Origin of the sequence: Hydrogenovibrio crunogenus, from assembly GCF_004786015.1 — a bacterium.
GTDB classification, from domain to species: domain Bacteria; phylum Pseudomonadota; class Gammaproteobacteria; order Thiomicrospirales; family Thiomicrospiraceae; genus Hydrogenovibrio; species Hydrogenovibrio crunogenus.
The window spans coordinates 2015134-2032961 of sequence record NZ_CP032096.1 but is presented as its reverse complement, the minus strand read 5'-3'; the positions used below and the strand labels follow the sequence as shown (position 1 = coordinate 2032961).

Annotated in this window: 17 protein-coding genes; 4 read left to right on the top strand and 13 right to left on the bottom strand. The window is 45.8% G+C overall.

The annotated features are described in order from the left end of the window. Positions 1-9 precede the first annotated feature (9 nt). The 10 genes from GHNINEIG_RS09675 to metK form a co-directional block, all read right to left on the bottom strand. A complete protein-coding gene (locus GHNINEIG_RS09675) occupies positions 10-1296 on the bottom strand; it encodes a dihydroorotase (protein WP_135796462.1) in 1287 nt (428 codons plus the stop codon). After that, a complete protein-coding gene (locus GHNINEIG_RS09670) occupies positions 1293-2312 on the bottom strand; it encodes an aspartate carbamoyltransferase catalytic subunit (protein WP_135796461.1) in 1020 nt (339 codons plus the stop codon). The genes GHNINEIG_RS09675 and GHNINEIG_RS09670 overlap by 4 nt, the downstream gene beginning before the upstream one ends. Positions 2313-2330: 18 nt before the next feature. After that, positions 2331-2735, bottom strand: coding sequence for a Holliday junction resolvase RuvX (ruvX, locus tag GHNINEIG_RS09665; RefSeq protein WP_135796460.1), 405 nt, complete (start codon positions 2733-2735; stop codon positions 2331-2333). Then, the gene (locus GHNINEIG_RS09660) at positions 2728-3294 is read right to left on the bottom strand and encodes a YqgE/AlgH family protein (protein WP_135796459.1); all 567 of its coding nucleotides are present in this window, start codon (positions 3292-3294) and stop codon (positions 2728-2730) included. The genes ruvX and GHNINEIG_RS09660 overlap by 8 nt, the downstream gene beginning before the upstream one ends. A gap of 62 nt (positions 3295-3356) precedes the next feature. Then, complete coding sequence (locus GHNINEIG_RS09655; RefSeq protein ID WP_223260872.1) at positions 3357-4358, bottom strand: FAD:protein FMN transferase; 1002 nt, start codon at positions 4356-4358, stop codon at positions 3357-3359. Positions 4359-4504: 146 nt separating this feature from the next. Further along, the gene (gene gshB, locus GHNINEIG_RS09650) at positions 4505-5470 is read right to left on the bottom strand and encodes a glutathione synthase (protein WP_135796457.1); all 966 of its coding nucleotides are present in this window, start codon (positions 5468-5470) and stop codon (positions 4505-4507) included. Next, positions 5467-6777, bottom strand: coding sequence for a glutamate--cysteine ligase (gene gshA / locus GHNINEIG_RS09645; protein ID WP_135796456.1), 1311 nt, complete (start codon positions 6775-6777; stop codon positions 5467-5469). The genes gshB and gshA overlap by 4 nt, the downstream gene beginning before the upstream one ends. A gap of 69 nt (positions 6778-6846) precedes the next feature. Further along, entirely contained in the window at positions 6847-7584 is a 738-nt protein-coding gene (locus GHNINEIG_RS09640) for a 16S rRNA (uracil(1498)-N(3))-methyltransferase (protein WP_135796455.1), read from the bottom strand. Between the two features lie 19 nt (positions 7585-7603). Beyond that, the gene (gene metF / locus GHNINEIG_RS09635) at positions 7604-8461 is read right to left on the bottom strand and encodes a methylenetetrahydrofolate reductase [NAD(P)H] (RefSeq protein WP_135796454.1); all 858 of its coding nucleotides are present in this window, start codon (positions 8459-8461) and stop codon (positions 7604-7606) included. A gap of 82 nt (positions 8462-8543) precedes the next feature. Beyond that, positions 8544-9701: a methionine adenosyltransferase gene (gene metK, locus GHNINEIG_RS09630; RefSeq protein ID WP_135796453.1), complete on the bottom strand. Its 1158-nt coding sequence runs from the start codon at positions 9699-9701 to the stop codon at positions 8544-8546. A 344-nt stretch (positions 9702-10045) separates the two neighbouring features. On the opposite strand from metK, the gene GHNINEIG_RS09625 reads away from it, so the two are divergent. The 3 genes from GHNINEIG_RS09625 (at position 10046) to GHNINEIG_RS09615 (ending at position 13731) form a co-directional block, all read left to right on the top strand. Beyond that, on the top strand, positions 10046-11845 hold the full coding sequence (locus GHNINEIG_RS09625) for a GGDEF domain-containing protein (RefSeq protein WP_135796452.1): 1800 nt from the start codon (positions 10046-10048) through the stop codon (positions 11843-11845). Between the two features lie 151 nt (positions 11846-11996). Then, complete coding sequence (purE, locus tag GHNINEIG_RS09620; RefSeq protein WP_223260871.1) at positions 11997-12512, top strand: 5-(carboxyamino)imidazole ribonucleotide mutase; 516 nt, start codon at positions 11997-11999, stop codon at positions 12510-12512. A gap of 109 nt (positions 12513-12621) precedes the next feature. After that, positions 12622-13731 carry a 5-(carboxyamino)imidazole ribonucleotide synthase gene (locus GHNINEIG_RS09615; protein WP_135796451.1) on the top strand — a complete coding sequence of 370 codons (1110 nt, stop codon included), beginning with the start codon at positions 12622-12624 and terminating at the stop codon, positions 13729-13731. 1 nt (position 13732) lies between these two features. On the opposite strand, the gene GHNINEIG_RS09610 is transcribed toward GHNINEIG_RS09615, so the two are convergent. The 3 genes from GHNINEIG_RS09610 to GHNINEIG_RS09600 are packed head-to-tail and all read right to left on the bottom strand — an operon-like array spanning position 13733 to position 17200. Continuing rightward, complete coding sequence (locus GHNINEIG_RS09610; protein ID WP_135796450.1) at positions 13733-15205, bottom strand: NAD(P)H-hydrate dehydratase; 1473 nt, start codon at positions 15203-15205, stop codon at positions 13733-13735. 29 nt (positions 15206-15234) lie between these two features. Beyond that, complete coding sequence (locus tag GHNINEIG_RS09605; RefSeq protein ID WP_135796449.1) at positions 15235-16002, bottom strand: undecaprenyl-diphosphate phosphatase; 768 nt, start codon at positions 16000-16002, stop codon at positions 15235-15237. A 13-nt stretch (positions 16003-16015) separates the two neighbouring features. Continuing rightward, the gene (locus GHNINEIG_RS09600) at positions 16016-17200 is read right to left on the bottom strand and encodes a class I SAM-dependent methyltransferase (RefSeq protein ID WP_135796448.1); all 1185 of its coding nucleotides are present in this window, start codon (positions 17198-17200) and stop codon (positions 16016-16018) included. Between the two features lie 142 nt (positions 17201-17342). Between GHNINEIG_RS09600 and GHNINEIG_RS09595 the strand changes: the two genes are divergently transcribed. Further along, complete coding sequence (locus GHNINEIG_RS09595) at positions 17343-17807, top strand: FliG C-terminal domain-containing protein (protein ID WP_135796447.1); 465 nt, start codon at positions 17343-17345, stop codon at positions 17805-17807. The last annotated feature ends 21 nt before the right edge of the window (positions 17808-17828 follow it).

Sequence of the window (17828 nt, the reverse complement as noted above, 5' to 3'; positions counted from 1 at the left end):
GCTATTTCTTTATACTTGATTGTTACGATAGACGGGGCGGCCTTGGAAATAAGTCGTTTCAATTTGCCCGGTGAACTCCCACCCTTGGAAAGGTGAATTATCCCCTTGGCTGACCATTTCTGAGCGGTTTAATATCCAAGGTGTTTCAGGGTTGAATAAACTGAAATCGGCATAATGCCCTTCAATCAAGCTGCCGTTATGAATGCCCAGAATATCGGCCGGGCGTTGCGTTAAGGCGCTGATAGCGGTGTTGAGGTCGAGAACGCCTTCTTCGACTAATCTTAACGTTAAGGGCAGTAAGGTTTCCAATCCACTGATACCTGGCTCACTTTCTCCAAACGGCAGTAATTTGACATCACGATCCAAAGGCGTGTGGTCACTGACAATGGCATCAATAATGCCCATTTTAACGCCGAGACGCAGGGCTTCTTTATCTTCATGCGTTCGTAATGGCGGCGTCACATGGAACAAGGAATCAAAGTCCATCACATCATATTCGGTCAGGTGCAGCTGGTGGATGGCCACATCACAGGTTACCGGCATGCCTCGCTTTTTCGCATCGGTAATCATTTCCAGAGAACGTGCGGTGGATATCTGGGAGAAATGGACGCGTGCGCCGGTTTCTTCAGCCAGAATCAAGTCACGCGCCAGTGCCGCGGTTTCTGCGGAAGCTGGAATTTCAGACAAACCCAAACGGCTGCTAATCACACCACTATGCACGACACCATTATTTTTCAGTTCGGCGTCTTCGCAGCGTAGCATGAGTAAGATTTCATTGCTGGCTGCATAAGCCATCGCATTTTTCATTGTCAGCGGGTTTTGTATGGGTTGACTGGCCTGACTCAGAGCAATGCAGCCGGCATTTTTCAATGCCGCCATATTGCTGAGCATTTTGCCTTCCAACCCTTGGGTCAGTGCTCCGATCGGCAATACGAATGCCGTAGCTGCTTGGCGAGCACGACGCTGAATGAGTTCAGTGACTGCTTGTGTGTCATTCACTGGGTTGGTGTCCGGTGGACTGCAGATGGTGGTAATGCCCCCGGAGACAGCCGCTTTGGTTTCTGATGCAATGTTTCCTTCATAACGGCTACCGGGTTCTGCAAGGCGGGCATGTAAATCGACCAGGCCTGGCAACACCCATTTTCCCGCACCATCAATCACTTGATCCGCTGTAAAGCCTTCCGGATCGGTGTCGCTGATTTTAAGGATACGTCCACGAGAGATATAAAGGTTCGATACTTGATCCATTTGTTGGCTCGGATCAATGATACGAGCATTTTCGATTAAAAGTCTCAAGAGCGAGCCTCCTCTGTTACCTTTTTCGTGGTTTGTCTATCTGCGTTCAGTTGCTTGGCGTTATCGATGATGATACTCATCACCGCCATACGAACCGCGATGCCATAAGTGACTTGTTCTAAAATAACGGATTGGTGACCATCGGCGACTTCAGAATCGATTTCCACGCCGCGGTTTACTGGACCAGGGTGCATGACTATAGCATCGGGCTTGGCGTAACTCAGTCTCTCTTTCGTGAGACCATACAAGTTAAAGAATTCTTTTTCACTTGGTAGCAGGGCGCTCTTCATGCGTTCGTTTTGCAGTCGGACATTGATAATGACATCCACTCCGTCTAAACCTTCTTCGATATGATCGTAAACATGTACCCCTAAGGCTTCCGGATGCGAAGGCATGAGCGTTTGAGGGCCAATGACTCGGATTTCACGTGCTTCCAAAATGCTGAGCGCTTGGATTTGGGAACGGACGACGCGGGAGTGTTGCACATCGCCGATGATGGCGACCTTGAGATCAAAAATATCGCCCTTGTGTTTGCGAATGGTAAACATATCCAGCATGGCTTGGGTTGGATGGGCATGCTGTCCGTCGCCTGCATTCACAACATGAACATGGGGGGCGACATGTTTAGCAATGAAGTGAGCTGCGCCACTTTCACTGTGGCGAACCACAAACACATCGGCAAGCATGGCCTCTAAGTTCCAAAGTGTATCGAGTAAGGTCTCCCCTTTTTTGGTGGAAGAGGTTTCGATGTTTAGGTTCACGACATCAGCGGAGAGTCGTTTTTCCGCAATTTCAAACGTAGTGAGAGTTCGGGTACTGGGCTCAAAAAACAAATTCATGATGGTTTTACCATGCAAATTAGGCACTTTGCTGATCTCACCAGTCACGGGGTCAATGAAACTTTCTGCAACATCTAAAATTTCGGTTAAATGATGTTGTTTTAACCCTTCGATGGTTAAAAAGTGGCGCAACTTTCCTTGTTCGTTCAGTTGGAGGTTGGGCGTTGAGAGTCTCATTGAAATTCCTTTTGATATTTAGAGAGCGTCTAACCAATTTTCTAAAATAATTTGCGCGGCGTGATCATCCATCGGTTGACTGGTTTTTGTTTTGCGTTGTTCAGCTTCAATAGAGCTCAGTTGCTCTTCGATATAAAAAACCGGTCTTTGATAACGGCCACTCAAGCGCTGTCCAAATTTACGGGCAGGTTGTGTTAAAGCTTGTTCTTCTCCATTTAAGCGCATCGGCAACCCAACGACAATCGCACTTGGCTTCCATTCCTCAAACAGGCGAGTAATATGTTCCCAGTCGGGTTTGCCATCCTTGCTGGCCACAATCGCTTCCGGGGTGGCGGTGCGGGTAATGGTCTGTCCAATCGCCACCCCGATACGCTTTAAACCAAAGTCAAAACCGATCACGACGCCTTCAACTGGCTTAGTCATGACCGGCATCCATACTCAGCGATTCGGGGGAAATGCCGAGCGTGTTTAAAGCCACTTGCCACTTCTGATCATGAGGAACATCAAACAATAGGGCTTCATTATAAGGAATCGTCAGCCAATTGTTGGCTTGAATTTCGTCATTCAGTTGCCCTTTTTCCCAGCCTGAAAACCCTAAACACACCACCGTTTTTTCTGGAGCAGTGCCTTCTGCCATGGCTTTTAAGAAGTCTTCAGAAACCGTCATGGCGAGGTTGTCCCGTAAAGGAAGGCTTTTTTGCCAAGCACCTTGAGGTTCATGCAAAATAAATCCATGTTCTAAATCAACGGGTCCTCCCATCAATACAGGCTGATCAGCATAGGTTTCCGGTGCTTCCACTGTCAGCTCAAAGTGGTCGAGTAATTCTGGAACGGTTAAATTATGTTCTAAATTAATGACCAGCCCCATCGTGCCATGTTCATTGTCTTCGACAATATAAATCACGGTTTTATCAAACCAGCTTTCCGTCAAATTGGGCATGGCGATAAGAAAGTGGTGTTCCAAAGAGTTTAAATGTTCCATAAATTCGAATTATATCAGTTTGTATGACCTATGGCGGATAACATGAGATTTGGAGCGTTTTTTTAATCTGAATCCTCATTTATTAATTGCATACGTTTTGCCATGTCCGGTGTGACATAGGTTTTTTGATTGTCATCAACCATGAATGCCTCTGTGATCTGCATTTGTTGTGCAATTTTTTGCCAATGCTTGGGGCCGGCAATCATTAAGGCTGTCGCCGCCGCATCCGCAGTGGTGGCATCTTTGTGAATTACAGTGACGGAAATAAAGTGATCCGCCGGATAGCCTGTGTTCGGGTTAATGATGTGACTGTAACGCTTTCCTTTCCATTCAAAGTAACGTTGATAAGAACCTGATGTCACGATGCTTTCGTCCCCTTGGATTTGGATTGCCGCTAAAATCTGTCCCGGGTGTTTTGGGTTTTGAATGCCTATACGCCAGGCTTGATGTCGATTTGGGTTTTTGGAACCAATAATCCGCATATCGCCACCGATATTCACAATCGCATTTTGGATGCCAACAGATTTTAAACTATGAATGGCAATGTCTAGCGCTAATCCTTTTGCATTGCCACCAAAATCGAGTTGCACATTTGGGTTATCGCTGATTAAGCGATTGCCTTTAAAGTGAATGTTTTTAATGGATGGTCTGCTTGTTAGCCATTGCTGGATGACTTTTTGTGACGGTGGCGGGCCATGCCAGTCTTCTGAATGAAAGCCCCATAGATTCACCAGTTGACCAATGCCGGGGTCGAATAAATAATCGGATTCGGCAGCCAGTTTTTTTGATTTTAAAATAAAAGCTTTGATGCTTTCCTGTACTTCAATGGGCTTTTGCTGCGAAATGGCTGTGTTGATTTTGGCAATGATGCCGCCCGGTTCCCAGGCGTGCCAATCGCGATTGAATTTCTGAAAACGTGCTTCGATGGTTTGAATGGCGTGTTGTGCTTTGTCTTTTGGCGTGTCGACGATTTCTACCTGCACTTCAGTGCCAAACACATAAAAAGTTTGCTGTACTTTTTCATAGGATGGTTGGGAACAACTACTCAAAACAAGCAGTAGCAAAAAAAAGCTAAGCCCTTTAAAAATCGGAAGCGGTCGAAAAGAGAAGGAAGTCATAAAACGGCGTTTTTTCTCCAAATAAAAGCAGACAGGGTTATTCCGTTACCGGCCTTTAAAACGCCCAGGCCTGGGCATTTAAAGGTAAGAGATTATGCTCGGAGAGACTCTAGGTGGTCAAACAGCTGTCCGGCGATATTTAAATTATATTGAGCATCCAACTCGCGAATGCAGGTCGGGCTGGTGACATTAATTTCAGTAATGTAATCACCAATGACATCCAGTCCAACAAAATGCAATCCTTTGCGCTGAAGGGTCGGGGCAATCTGCTCACACAACCAACGATCGCGTTCAGAAAGCTCAATGCCAATTCCTTTGCCTCCAGCTGCGATATTCCCCCGAGTTTCGCCCTCAGCAGGGATTCGTGCAAGCGCATAGGGAACCGGTTCGCCGTTAATCAGAAGGATACGTTTATCCCCCTGCCTGATTTCTGGCAAATAAATCTGCGCCATAATGTGGTGTTGGCCATGGTCAGTCATGGTTTCAATAATGACATTGATGTTCGGGTCGTTTTGTTTGACTCGAAAAATCGATGCGCCGCCCATTGCATCAAGTGGTTTTAAGATAACATCTTGATGGTTGTTAATGAATGTTTTCAGTTGAGTTGCATTCGCTGAAACCAAGGTTGGCGGAATGCAGTTCGGAAACCAGCTGGCAAACAGTTTTTCATTAGCATCTCTTAAGGATTGCGGTTTATTCACGACTAACACCCCCTCGGCCTCAGCCAGCTCCAACATATGGGTCGAATACAGGTAGTCGTTATTAAATGGTGGATCCTGTCGAATCAAGATGGTATCTAAGCTTGAAAGGGCTGTATCATAACTGGCACCGAATCCATAAAACTGGGAAGAGGTGTCCGATTGCGCGCGATCCCAAACCTTGAGTTCGGTAATCGTTGCATTAGGTAGACCGTTTTTTAAAAAAATATCTTCCGGTTGCATGTAAAACAGCTCATGGCCACGACGTTGTGCTTCTAAAAGCATGGCAAAAGAGCTGTCTTTGTAGGGTTTTATCTCCGAGATGGGGTCCATGACGATGCCGACTTTGCATGGTTTCATGATGCTTTTTCAACCTCGCTGGCATTTTTAGAAGCTGCAATTTCCCGTGCCGCGGCTAATAGGGCTAAGCGGGCGACGACGCCATAAGCGTAGAAGCGGTTTGGACCGGCATCTGGTGCTTGGTTTTGATCCGGCATCACACAAGAACTTTGGAATGAAATCGATTCAAAGTGCATGCCTGGGGAGTTCAAATTGTCGGTAGACCCCTTGCCGGTGTGGACACGATAGAATCCGCCGATGACTTGGTTATGCATCATATACACCACCGGCTCCGCCACCGCATCATTGATGCGTTCATTGGTGTAAACCCCTTCCTGAACCAGCATTTGTTCGGCCACCAAGCCTTCTTTGGCGGAAGACATTTTGTTACGTTGCTTACGGTTCAAGTTAAGTACATCGTCTGGTGTATTGACCGACATGATTGCCATGCCATAGGTCCCGCTGTCAGATTTTACAATCGCAAATGGTTCGCTGTCGATGTCATGTTGATCGTAATATTGTTGGGTTTCCTGCAAAACGGTATTGACCGCGCCTGCCAAACATTCCAGCCCCGTGCGGTCTTTGAAATTGACCGGACCACACTGCAAAGACATCGGGTTGATGAGCCAAGGATCGATTTCGATGATTTTTGAAAATTCGTTGCTGACATTTTTATAGTGATCAAAATGTTCGGTTTTATACCGGTTCGCCCAGCCTAAATCCAGTGGCGGAAGCAAGGTTTGGTCAATGTCTTCTAAAATTTCCGGGCGACCGCTGGACAGATCGTTGTTTAATAGCACGGCACAAGGGAAAAAATCTTCCACGCCGACACGATCGTCTTTTTTGACTAATGGCTTTAACGTGAGTTTTTTGCCAGAAGGAAGGTCAATGGTGGTGTTTTCCGTAATTTCTGGGTTGAGACTACCGATTTGAACTTCATAGCCGGCGGAAATCAAAATCTCCTGCAGAACGACGACATTTTCTAAATAGAATTGATTACGTGTATGGTTTTCCGGAATTAGTAATACGCCATCGGCAATGGGACACGCTTGTGTGATGGCGCTTTGTGCGGCTTGAATGGCCAGTGGGCGTAAATCAGGGTGTAAGTTATTAAAGCCTGCTGGGAACAGATTGGTATCAACCGGCGCTAATTTATAGCCGGCGTTTCTCAAATCAACCGAGGCGTAAAACGGGGCAGGGGTCTGCTTGAATTGTTTTCGAAACCAACATTCTATATCCGCTTGATGGTTTAGAAGATGTTGCTCCAATTCCAATAAAGGGCCCGTTAAAGCCGTTTGTAGATGAGGTACCTGATTGACTGTTGGCATAGTGCTCTCTAATTTATTCTATTGAGTTTTAATTATACAGATTCACATTGAAATTTCTTGAATCTCAGTTTAACGAAAATCACCCCATAAGGTTTGCAATGCGGATAAAACGACCACACCCGCGGTTTCTGTTCGTAAAACGCGCGGTCCCAATCTTATGGAAGTCAGTCCTTGTTGAGTGCCTTGTAAGACCTCTTCTTCGGTTAAGCCGCCTTCCGGCCCAATGAGTAAATATATCGTTTTTTCTGATAACGAAGAAGGTAGCGTTTGCAGGGTATATTCAGCTGTTGGGCTCAACACCAGTCCCGACACTTTTTTGTGTGTGCTTAGCCAGTCACCGTAAGAGAGTGGTGGTAAAACTGTTGGGACAATATTACGGTTGGATTGCTCACAGGCATTAATGGCAATGTCTTGCCATTGGGTTTGTTTTTTATTCAATCGATCTCCCGTCAGTTTGACGTCGCAGCGCTCAGTGAAAAGCGGTTGGATAGCCGTAACACCGAGTTCGACCGACTTCTGAATGGTGTAGTCCATTCGATCGCCTTTTGAAATGCCCTGTAGCAATACTGTTTGCAGAGGCGATTCGGTATTGACCGATTCACAGTGTTCGATTAACACATCCGCTGTTTTACGCCCTGTGACCTGGAGTGTGGCATGCGCTTGATGGCCTTTGCCATCAAACACTTCAACGGGACGCTGATCTTTTAACCGTAAAACCGTCAAGGCATAGTGCGCTTGCGATTTGTCTAGAGAAATAGACAGCCCTTCCTGGAAGGTCTTTGGTAAATAAAAGCGAGGAATTCTCATCAGAACCACTCAATTAGCATTAGGTGTTTTTAAAGGTTAACGCATTGACAATATTAAGCGTAGGGGCAGATTGGTTCATGCTGTAAAAATGTAGCCCTGGTGCGCCAGCGTCAAGTAATCTCTGAGAGAGTTCAGTGACAACATCTTCCCCAAACGCTTTTAAGCTGTCGGTATCATCGCCGAAACTTTCCAGACGGCATTTTAACCAGCGAGGAACTTCTGCGCCACACCCTTCTGAAAAACGAATCAGGTTTTCATAGTTTGTGATCGGCATAATGCCGGGCACAATCGGTAAATCAATTCCTGAACGTTCACAATTGTCGATGAAATACAGATAGCTGTCCACGTTGTAAAAATATTGGGTAATGGCCGAATCCGCTCCTTGATCCACTTTGTGTTTGAACCATTTGATGCCGATGTCACAGTTACGCGCCTGTGGATGGGTTTCCGGGTAGGCCGCCACTTCCAGCTTGAAGGTATCGCCACGTTCCTGACGAATAAAAGCAATTAAATCACTGGCGTATTTGAACTCGCCTGGATCCATCATGCCAGAAGGTAAGTCGCCTCTTAATGCCACGATGCGCTTGATTCCCATGGCTTCATAACGGTCTAATAATTCAAGAACGCTCTCTTCTGATGCGCCAATACACGTTAAGTGTGGGGCGGCGTCAAAAGCTGTTTGTGTTTGGATGTACTCAACGGTTTCGATGGTTCGGTTTTGAGTGGTTCCACCTGCTCCATAAGTCACAGACATATATTCAGGGTTGATCGTTCCCAGCTCTTCAATGACCGTTTTCAGTTTCTCAACGCCTTTTTCTGTTCGTGGCGGAAAAAATTCTAAACTCAATTTTTGCTCGTATTTCTGTTGAGATTGCATAAGGTTTCCTTGTGTTTAACCGAATAAAAACGACCAGGTCTGGCTGTTTTATCCGATTAAATCCTCTTGTATTGCTTTGATTTTACAGACCCGCGTCTGCTTTTAATGCCGCCGCTTTATCTGTTTTTTCCCAAGTGAATTCGGGTAATTCGCGACCAAAATGACCATAAGAGGCTGTTTTCTGATAAATCGGGCGATACAGATCCAGCATTGCGATGAGGCCTTTCGGGCGCAAATCAAAATGTTCGCGTACCAGCTTTTCAATCAAAGAAACAGCCACTTTTTCCGTGCCGAATGTTTCAATGCTGATCGACGTCGGTGCCGCCACCCCAATCGCATAAGAAACCTGAATTTCGCATTTGTCGGCTAAGCCTGCAGCCACGATGTTCTTAGCAACATAACGCCCTGCGTATGCAGCTGAGCGGTCAACTTTGGAAGGGTCTTTTCCGGAAAACGCCCCGCCACCATGTCGAGCCATGCCACCATAAGTGTCCACTATGATTTTGCGGCCTGTCAGTCCCGCATCGCCAACCGGGCCACCAATGACAAAACGTCCTGTCGGGTTGATGTGATACTGAGTTCCCGAGTGCAGCCAGTTTTCCGGTAGAACAGGTTTAATGATTTCTTCCATAACGGCTTCATGCAGGTCTTTGTTATCCACTTCGGGAGCGTGTTGCGTCGATAATACGACGGCATCCACGGCAACAGGCTGACCGTCTTCATAGCGTAAAGTGACCTGACTTTTAGCGTCCGGTCTTAACCAGTCAAGCTTGCCTGCTTTTCGTAGTTCGGCTTGTTTTTCCATTAAGCGGTGGGCAAAATAAATCGGAGCCGGCATCAGAACATCGGTTTCATTCGAAGCATATCCAAACATCAACCCTTGGTCGCCGGCACCTTGTTCGTGGTCATCGTATTCATCCACGCCTTGAGCAATTTCTGGCGATTGCTTGCCAATAGAACTTAGCACAGCGCAAGTTTCGCCATCAAACCCTAAGTCTCCATGATTGTAACCAATGTCATTAACGACCTGACGAACCAATTCTTCCTGGTCTACCCAGGCTGAAGTGGTGATTTCGCCACCTAGCATGACCATCCCTGTTTTAACAAAGGTTTCACATGCCACGCGGGCTTTAGGGTCTTGTTTCATAATGGCGTCCAACATCGCGTCGGAGATTTGATCTGCAATTTTATCCGGATGGCCTTCGGAGACGGATTCAGAAGTAAATACTGTGGTTGTCATGGGGTCGTGTCCTCAAAGTTTATTCAATACAAAGTTGAGATACGGGATATCAGGCGGGAATACTACATAGACAGTTCCTCGCTTTAGCCGTACTTTTTATGCGCCCGCAAGCTGATGATTCAAATCGGCGCTAGGTCGCCATTTTCTTTAAAAAAGCAGTGTGATGCAAGTTTTTTATGCTTTTTACCGAAAATAGTTATTATTTCAACAGGAAGCACGGATAGGTGTATCACGAAACTGTCATATTCATAAAAAATCATTTTGCTATTATCCGCAAACAGTTTTAAGGAAGCGTTTTATCTCAGCGTTCCAACAAGCGTTAACAGGATCATAAAGGGTTTGATGTGGAAAAAGTCGTATTGCCAGCCGAAAAAAGCACGGGATTGCAAAACACGCACTTGGGGCGAGAGCTTCAGCAGGTATTTGAGCAACAGGCAATCAGCACCCATTTTCAGCCGATTGTGGGGCTTAAAACACGTTCGATTTATGCTTTTGAAGCATTGACCCGTGGTCCGGAAGATTCAGCATTATACTCGCCCGCCAACTTGTTTAATGTTGCATCGGAGCACAACTGTTTACTTGAGATGGATTTGATGGCCCGACGAGTTTCCATTAAAAACTATATGCAAGCGGTTTCGACACATCAAAATCAAGCCAAGCTGTTCTTAAATATTTCCGTCAGTTCTTTAATGAATACCGAACATCGCACGGGGCTTACGCTGGATTGTTTGCAGTACTACGGTTTGAATATTCGCCAAGTGGTTATTGAGATTACCGAACTGCAACCGGTTGAAGACAGCGGGTTGTTCTTGAACGCCATCAAGCACTACCGCAAGATGGGGTTTAAGGTGGCAATTGATGATCTGGGATCGGGCTATAATGGGTTGAAGCTATGGTCGGAAGTAAAGCCTGATTTTGTCAAAATTGACAAACACTTCATTGCCAACATTGATAAGCAAGCCGATAAATATCGGTTTATGGAAACGATTCTAACGCTGGCAAAAAGCTTAGGCACCAAAATTATCGCCGAAGGGGTGGAAACCGAAGCCGAGTTGCAAATCTTAGAGAAGCTTGGTGTGGATTTTGTTCAGGGGTTCTTATTGAAAAAACCTTCTCCTTCAACCGCACTGACCTTAGATTACCAGTGGCGTGAATCCATTAAAGACATCGCCAGCCCGAAAGAGACGGTGAAGTTGTTGTGTCGTGAAGCGTTTACGATGCCTCCAGACACCACGGTAGATGCGATTACGGAAGAGTTGTTGCATCGCCCTGGTGTTGAATTTGTGCCGATAGTGGAGCAGGGAGTGGTGCATGGTGTGGTGTGGCGACGAGAATTGATCGAATTATTGGCCAGTAAATTCGGACGTGACTTGCATGGCCGAAAGAACATCTCAAAAGTCATGGATAAAGCGCCGCTTGTTTTTGACTGGAATACGCCTTTAGTCGAGGTTAGTCGTGAGATTACCGAGAACGGCTCTTATGATAAAGGAACCTTTATCATTACTGAAAAAGGACTTTATAAAGGTTATGGTTCCTTTATGGAACTGCTTCGAGTGATTACCGATTTGAAAATTCGAAGTGCACAATATGCCAATCCACTGTCTGGATTGCCAGGGAATGTCCCTATTCAGAATACGATTCAAGAGTATTTGGACAAACAACTGCCCTTTGTTGTGATTTATGTGGATGTGGATAACTTCAAGCCTTATAACGACTACTATAGTTTTGAACAAGGGGATCAAGTGATCAGTGAAGTGGCAAAAGTGCTCCAGGATGCGGTGGGGCAGCAATCCAGTTTTATTGGACATGTTGGTGGAGATGATTTTGTGGTTGTGATTCCTATGTTGGCGTATCAAGAAATTTGTCAGCGTATTTTGACCGGCTTCCAAGGGGCTACGGCCAGTTTTTATACTCGGGAAGACCGTGAGCATGGTGGGATTTATACCGAAGATAGATCCGGTAAAGAGGTTTTCTTCCCAATGATGACGCTTTCTCTTGGCGTTTTGCTGGTTCATCCAGGGGTGTTTGACCATACACAAAAATTATCTTCCTACGCGACTCGCGCTAAGAAAGGAGCGAAGTCAGAAGGGGGGAATACTTATTATGTAGTGGATTCTCGCCAAGTCGGATTATTACGCGCTTAATATCAACCTTCTCCTCAGTGCCGTTCTAGTCTAAAATATATAAAAATTAATAGTAACAAAGACTTGCCGCTTATGCTCTTGAGTGATATTGCTTGCATATCTACAGAAGTCATGTAAAATTAGCGGCTTTTTTCAAAACAGGTACGAAAGTATGTCGACCGCAAAAACAGGAAGTAACATCCCGTTGGTGGGTGTGATTATGGGGTCCAAGTCAGATTGGCCAACCATGGAAAAGGCCGTTGAAATGCTTGAAGAATTCGGCGTGGCACATGAAGTGAAAGTCGTGTCGGCTCACCGTACACCCGACTTGATGTTTGAGTATGCGTCAGAAGCGGAAGCACGTGGGCTGCAAGTCATTATCGCGGGGGCTGGCGGTGCAGCTCATTTACCCGGTATGGTTGCGGCTAAAACCATTGTGCCTGTTTTAGGTGTGCCGGTGCAGTCCCGTGCATTAAGCGGTCAGGACTCTTTGTTATCGATCGTACAAATGCCGGGCGGCATCCCAGTCGGAACGCTTGCAATTGGTGAAGCAGGTGCGAAGAATGCCGGTATTATGGCGGCGCAAATCGTCGGCAACCAAAATGCTGCGGTACGAGAGAAAGTCAGAGCGTTTCGAGAAGCTCAAACTCAGTTCGTTTTAGAAAATCCTGATCCGACCCTCCCTTAAAAGATTAATTTCAATCTCGCAAAACTTTTAACGTAAAATATTCTTTTTAAGAAAATCAGCCGACTTTGTCGGCTGATTCTGTTACAGAGATTTCAGTTTGAGGAATGATATGACCCCAGTGACAAAAAAGATTGGTGTTTTAGGTGCCGGACAACTTGGTCGCATGTTAGCGATTGCCGGCTATCCGTTAGGACAAAAATTCGGGTTTTTAGGCGCCAGTCATGAAGAACCTTCGGCACTGTTGGGGCATATGTATACAGAAAAAGATGAAGCGTCTTCCTTGTCGGAGCTGATTGCCTTTTCCGATGTCATGACGTATGAAAGTGAAAATACATCGGTTGAGTTGGTTCGGAAAATTGCCGAAACCACTCCGGTCTTTCCGGCGGAAAAGTCGCTGTATTATTCTCAACATCGTGGCCGTGAAAAAGGCATGTTTGATAGCTTAAATATTCCTTGTGCTCCTTATCAAGTGGTGGATTCATTAGAAAGCTTGACACAAGCGGTGGATGAAATTGGGTTGCCTGCCGTGTTGAAAACCACCACAGAAGGCTATGACGGTAAAGGTCAGTTTGTCATTAAAGAAACCACTCAAATTGACCAGGCCTGGAAGGAAGTCGGCGGGCGAGAACTTATTTTGGAAGGCTTTGTCGATTTTAGCCGCGAGCTTTCCATTGTCGCGGTTCGTAATGTTGATAATCAGCATGTTTATTATCCGCTGGTGCAGAATGTCCATCATGAAGGGATTTTACGTTACACCATCGCACCGGCCCGTCAGATTTCAGAAGAGGTTCAAACTCAGGCTGAACAATATATGAAAGCTTTGTTGGATGAGTTGGATCATGTCGGCGTGTTAACGCTGGAGCTTTTTGAAACGGTGGATGGACTGGTGGCGAATGAAATGGCACCGCGAGTTCATAATTCAGGGCATTGGACAATCGAAGGCGCATTGACCAGTCAGTTTGAAAATCATATTCGGGCGATTACCGGATTGCCGTTGGGTGACACCTCACCGCGCCAGGAAATTGCCGCCATGGTAAATATTATTGGTGAAACAGGCCCCGTTAAAGACGTTTTGACGATGCCGAAGGCTTTTTTGCATTTGTACGATAAAGCTGAAAGAGCGGGGCGAAAACTCGGGCATATCAACTTGGTGGCGGACAGTGAAGATGAGCTTTATCAGCAAATCAATCAGCTGAGTGCGTTTCTGCCTAAGGTCTAACTCAAGCATTTTTGCTGGCATAGCTTAACAGCTGACTCATTACCAAAGCCAGGTCGGAAGGAATGACTCCGGCTTGGCTTTTTTGATTGGCTAGAGTGTCGCCGCTATGTGCATGTAGAGAAACCCCTAAACATGCAGCGGAATATAAATCCATGCCTTGTGCGATAAAACTGGTGATCGCACCGGTTAAAACATCTCCCATTCCGCCCACTGCCATGCCGGCATTGCCAGCGGTGCACAATTCCATTTGCTTACCATCGTAAACCAAGGTGCCATTGCCTTTTAATACAATGACGCCACCATACTTTTGTTGCAGTCTTTTGACGGCTTCGATTCGGTTGCTTTGAATGGCTTCCGTTGATGTTCCCAGTAATCGGGCTGCCTCTCCCGGGTGGGGCGTAAGCACCCAATCATCATCTTGTTGCGGCGATTTCGCTAACAGGTTTAATGCATCGGCATCTAACACTTTGGGTATGTCTTGATTAAGCGTCTCATGGAAGCGATCAACTGCCCAATCATCTTGATCCAATCCGGGGCCAATGCCAATGACTTTAGCCGAAGCGGCTTGTTGCTCAAAATCTTGTTGGGTGTAAGTCATAAGTTCAGGCTGAGCCTGGGTTAAAGCCGTTAAGTGATCAGTTTGGGTGATGATTTTGACCAGGCCTGCTCCTGTGGTTAAAGCAGCCAAACTGGCTAACTGAATGGCGCCCATCATATGATGGTTTCCGCCGATCAGCAAGAGGGTGCCTCGCGTGCCTTTATGGCTCGATGCAGGCGTTTTAGGCAGTTGGTTTAGCCAATATTTGAGAGAGTGGCTTTCAGCGATAGGAGGATGTCCGCTGTAGTTGCTCTGATTTAGAAATAATGGACTGTAATGAACTTTGCCTGCCGTTTCGGGGCCAAGGTAAGTGTAGAGTCCCGGCTTATGGGTGATAAATGTGCAAGTGTGGCTGGCACGAATCGCCGTGCCTAAGATGTTGCCGGTGTCAGCTTGTAAACCGCTGGGAATATCGAGTGCCAGAATGGGCGTATGCGTTTCGTTCAAGCGTTCAAAAATCTCAGCGTACTTTCCGGTCACTGGCTGATTTAAACCTGTGCCAAACACCGCGTCCACAATCGTGTCGACATTTTCAAGTAAGGCAGAGTCAAACGGTTGCGGCGAGAGGCCAAGTGCCAGGCATTCCTGCAAACAAGTTTGGGCGTCACCTTTAATTCTATCTTGTGATCCCAGTAACGCAATGGAAACATTGCAACCGTCAATCAGTGCATACTGCGCCAGAGCCAATCCATCGCCGCCATTGTTGCCCGTGCCGCAGACGACCAGAACATTTTGTGAATCGGGATAGCATCTTCGAAGGGTCTGGTAGCTAAAATAAGCGGCGCGTTTCATCAAAAGGAGTCCAGGAATGCTTTGCTGATCAATGGCGAAACGTTCAATCGCTTGCGTGCTTTGAGTAGTGTACAGCTGCATCATGACAGTCCTTTTGATATCAGGTTAACGCATTAAACGAACCAAATTAATAACACAATTCCAAAGACAATACGATATACCCCAAATGCATTGAAAGTAAAGGTTTGCAGGAATTTAATAAACACTTTGATGGTCAGCCAAGCGGCAAGGAAAGCCATTAAAAATCCAACCATTAAAGGGGTCCAGCTGGTGTTGTTGAAGTCTTCATAATGCTTGAGCAAATCCAAACCAGAAGCTGCCATTAACACCGGCAAGGCGAGTAAGAATGAAAATTCAGCCGCTGTTTTTCGGTCCAACCCCATCATTACACCGCCGACAATCGATGCGCCAGCACGACTGGTTCCGGGAATTAAGGCAAACACTTGAATGATTCCTATCCAAAAAGCTTGTCTTATTGTTAAGTCTTCTATGTCTTGGGTTCGGTGTTTGCCGTCCACATACAGCTTTTCCATGACGAGGAAAATCAGACCGCCGATAATGAAAAACCAGGCGACGGTTTCAATGGTAAAAAAGGCTTTCACAGTGTCTTGAAAGATAAACCCGATGATTGCAATGGGTAAAAAGGCAATCAGAACGTTGTTCCAAAGCCGAAGATGTTGCAGCGAAAATTTTTCTTTGTAGTGCGAAAAAATGGCCAAGATGGCTGCGACCTGAATAATCACTTCAAAGGCAGTGTTCTGTTTGGTTTGTTCAATTCCCAGCCAATCACTGACAACAATCAAATGACCTGTAGATGAAATGGGTAGGAATTCGGTTAGTCCTTCAATAATGCCTAAAATAGCGGCCTGAAATATTTCCATAAAATAGGGTTCCTTAAAGCTGGTGGCGTAAGTCGCGTAATTTAAATCCGATTAATGACAGGTCAACGTCTTTGGTTAAGGCGATGACTTTGAAGCTCTCCCCCATTTCATCGGGCAAGGTCAATGTTTTGATTTGCTGTGCAATTTTAAGCGATTCGGTAATGTCGGCCGTCGGGTCGCCAGACATTTCCAATAAGCCACTGCCCATTAGAAAATGCGCTTGGGTGGTGTAACCAGCGACCTTAAAGCCTGTGTCAAAGCCCGATTCCGCCACGCTGGTAAAGTCCACATGAGCTGTAATGTCCTGTAACCCCGGGAAAAAGAAAGGGTCGCCATGCGCTCGGTGTTGGTAATGGCAACGTAGCGTTCCCATGTGACGGGACGGTTGATAATATTCTTTTCGGCTGTAACCGTAGTCGATTAAAAGCACCGCGCCTTGGCTTAAAAAATCCGCAATGGATTGCAACCAAGGGTGAATGTTTAAATTGATTTCGGTTTCATACCCGCGCGGTGACGGAGTACCAATGAGGTTTAAAATCGCATTGCTGGCTTTCTGAAGTGTGGCGTCTGTGATTGGGTGGTAATCCCACTCAAATCGTTGTTTGTCTTCATTAAACGTGACATAGCCACGAAGACTCTGATCTTCTTCCAAGCGAAGCCTTTCAACCGGCATGGCATCTAGTACCTCATTGGCCAGCACCACGGCTTGCAGTGAGTCTTTTGGTAATTGATCCAGCCAGACCACTTTGTTAAATAACGTTTCAGGTAATGTTTGAAGGGTTTCTTGTTGCCGAGCTCTTAAATCCGCACTGAGTTCAACAATATAGTATTGTTCAATAGGCTGTTCTAGCGCATCCAGTTCCCGCAAAATGTCTTTTGCCATGGTGCCTTTCCCAGCACCGAATTCAATCACATTGGGGGTGTCCAATGTTTCGAGTACTTGCGCTGCTTGTCGAGCAAGGCAGCGTGAGAAAATAGATGATACTTCCGGGGCGGTAATAAAGTCGCCCTGCTGACCGATCTTTGGCAAGCCGCTGGCGTAATACCCCAGCCCTGGGGTGTAAAGCGCCATTTCCATAAAACGTGGAAACGGCATCATACCGTGGCGTTTGAGCATTTGACGGATCTTTTGTTGTAACGAAAGGCTTTTTTGTTGCGCCTCTTCAGAAGGCGAGGGGAGTTGTTGATTGGGTTTCATGGTGACCAGTCTAGCGTTTAATTGAATTAAAATTTTAAAACATTATATTATAGTATGAAGCAAATAACTGGATGGTATTTGGCAGTCTTTTTGCTTTAACGGTATCATTAAGAAGGCTTACCCGATTTTAAGGCAGGATGACATGAAGTTAGGAATTAAAAAAGTTCATGAGAATGAATGGTTAATCCATATTGGCTATGCGTCGATTAAAATGGATCGTTTTTCGGTTGAGCTATTGAATATTACGCTGGAGCATTTGATTGCGTTAGAGCATGGTGAAACGCATTCCATTCTAAACAGTTATATTGAACTAGGGCGAAAAATTAAAGAGCTGACACCAGCAGGTGTGCAGTTATTGGTACGTTCAATTGATAACCAAGATTTGCTGAAACTAATGCAGGTTGCAAATGATGCCGAGCTGTCAGAGATGGTAGTTGGTAATGTAGGCAGTATTTTGTCTAAACAACTGAGTGCTGACCTTGAAAAATCGATTATGCCGTCTGAAGGTGATGCTAAAGTGGCGATTAAACGAATCGTTGAAAAGATGTTTGATCTTGAATCACAAGGCAAGATTGAATTTATGGATGAAATGACCGAGTATATTTAAATCGTTTCATGACCTAACAAA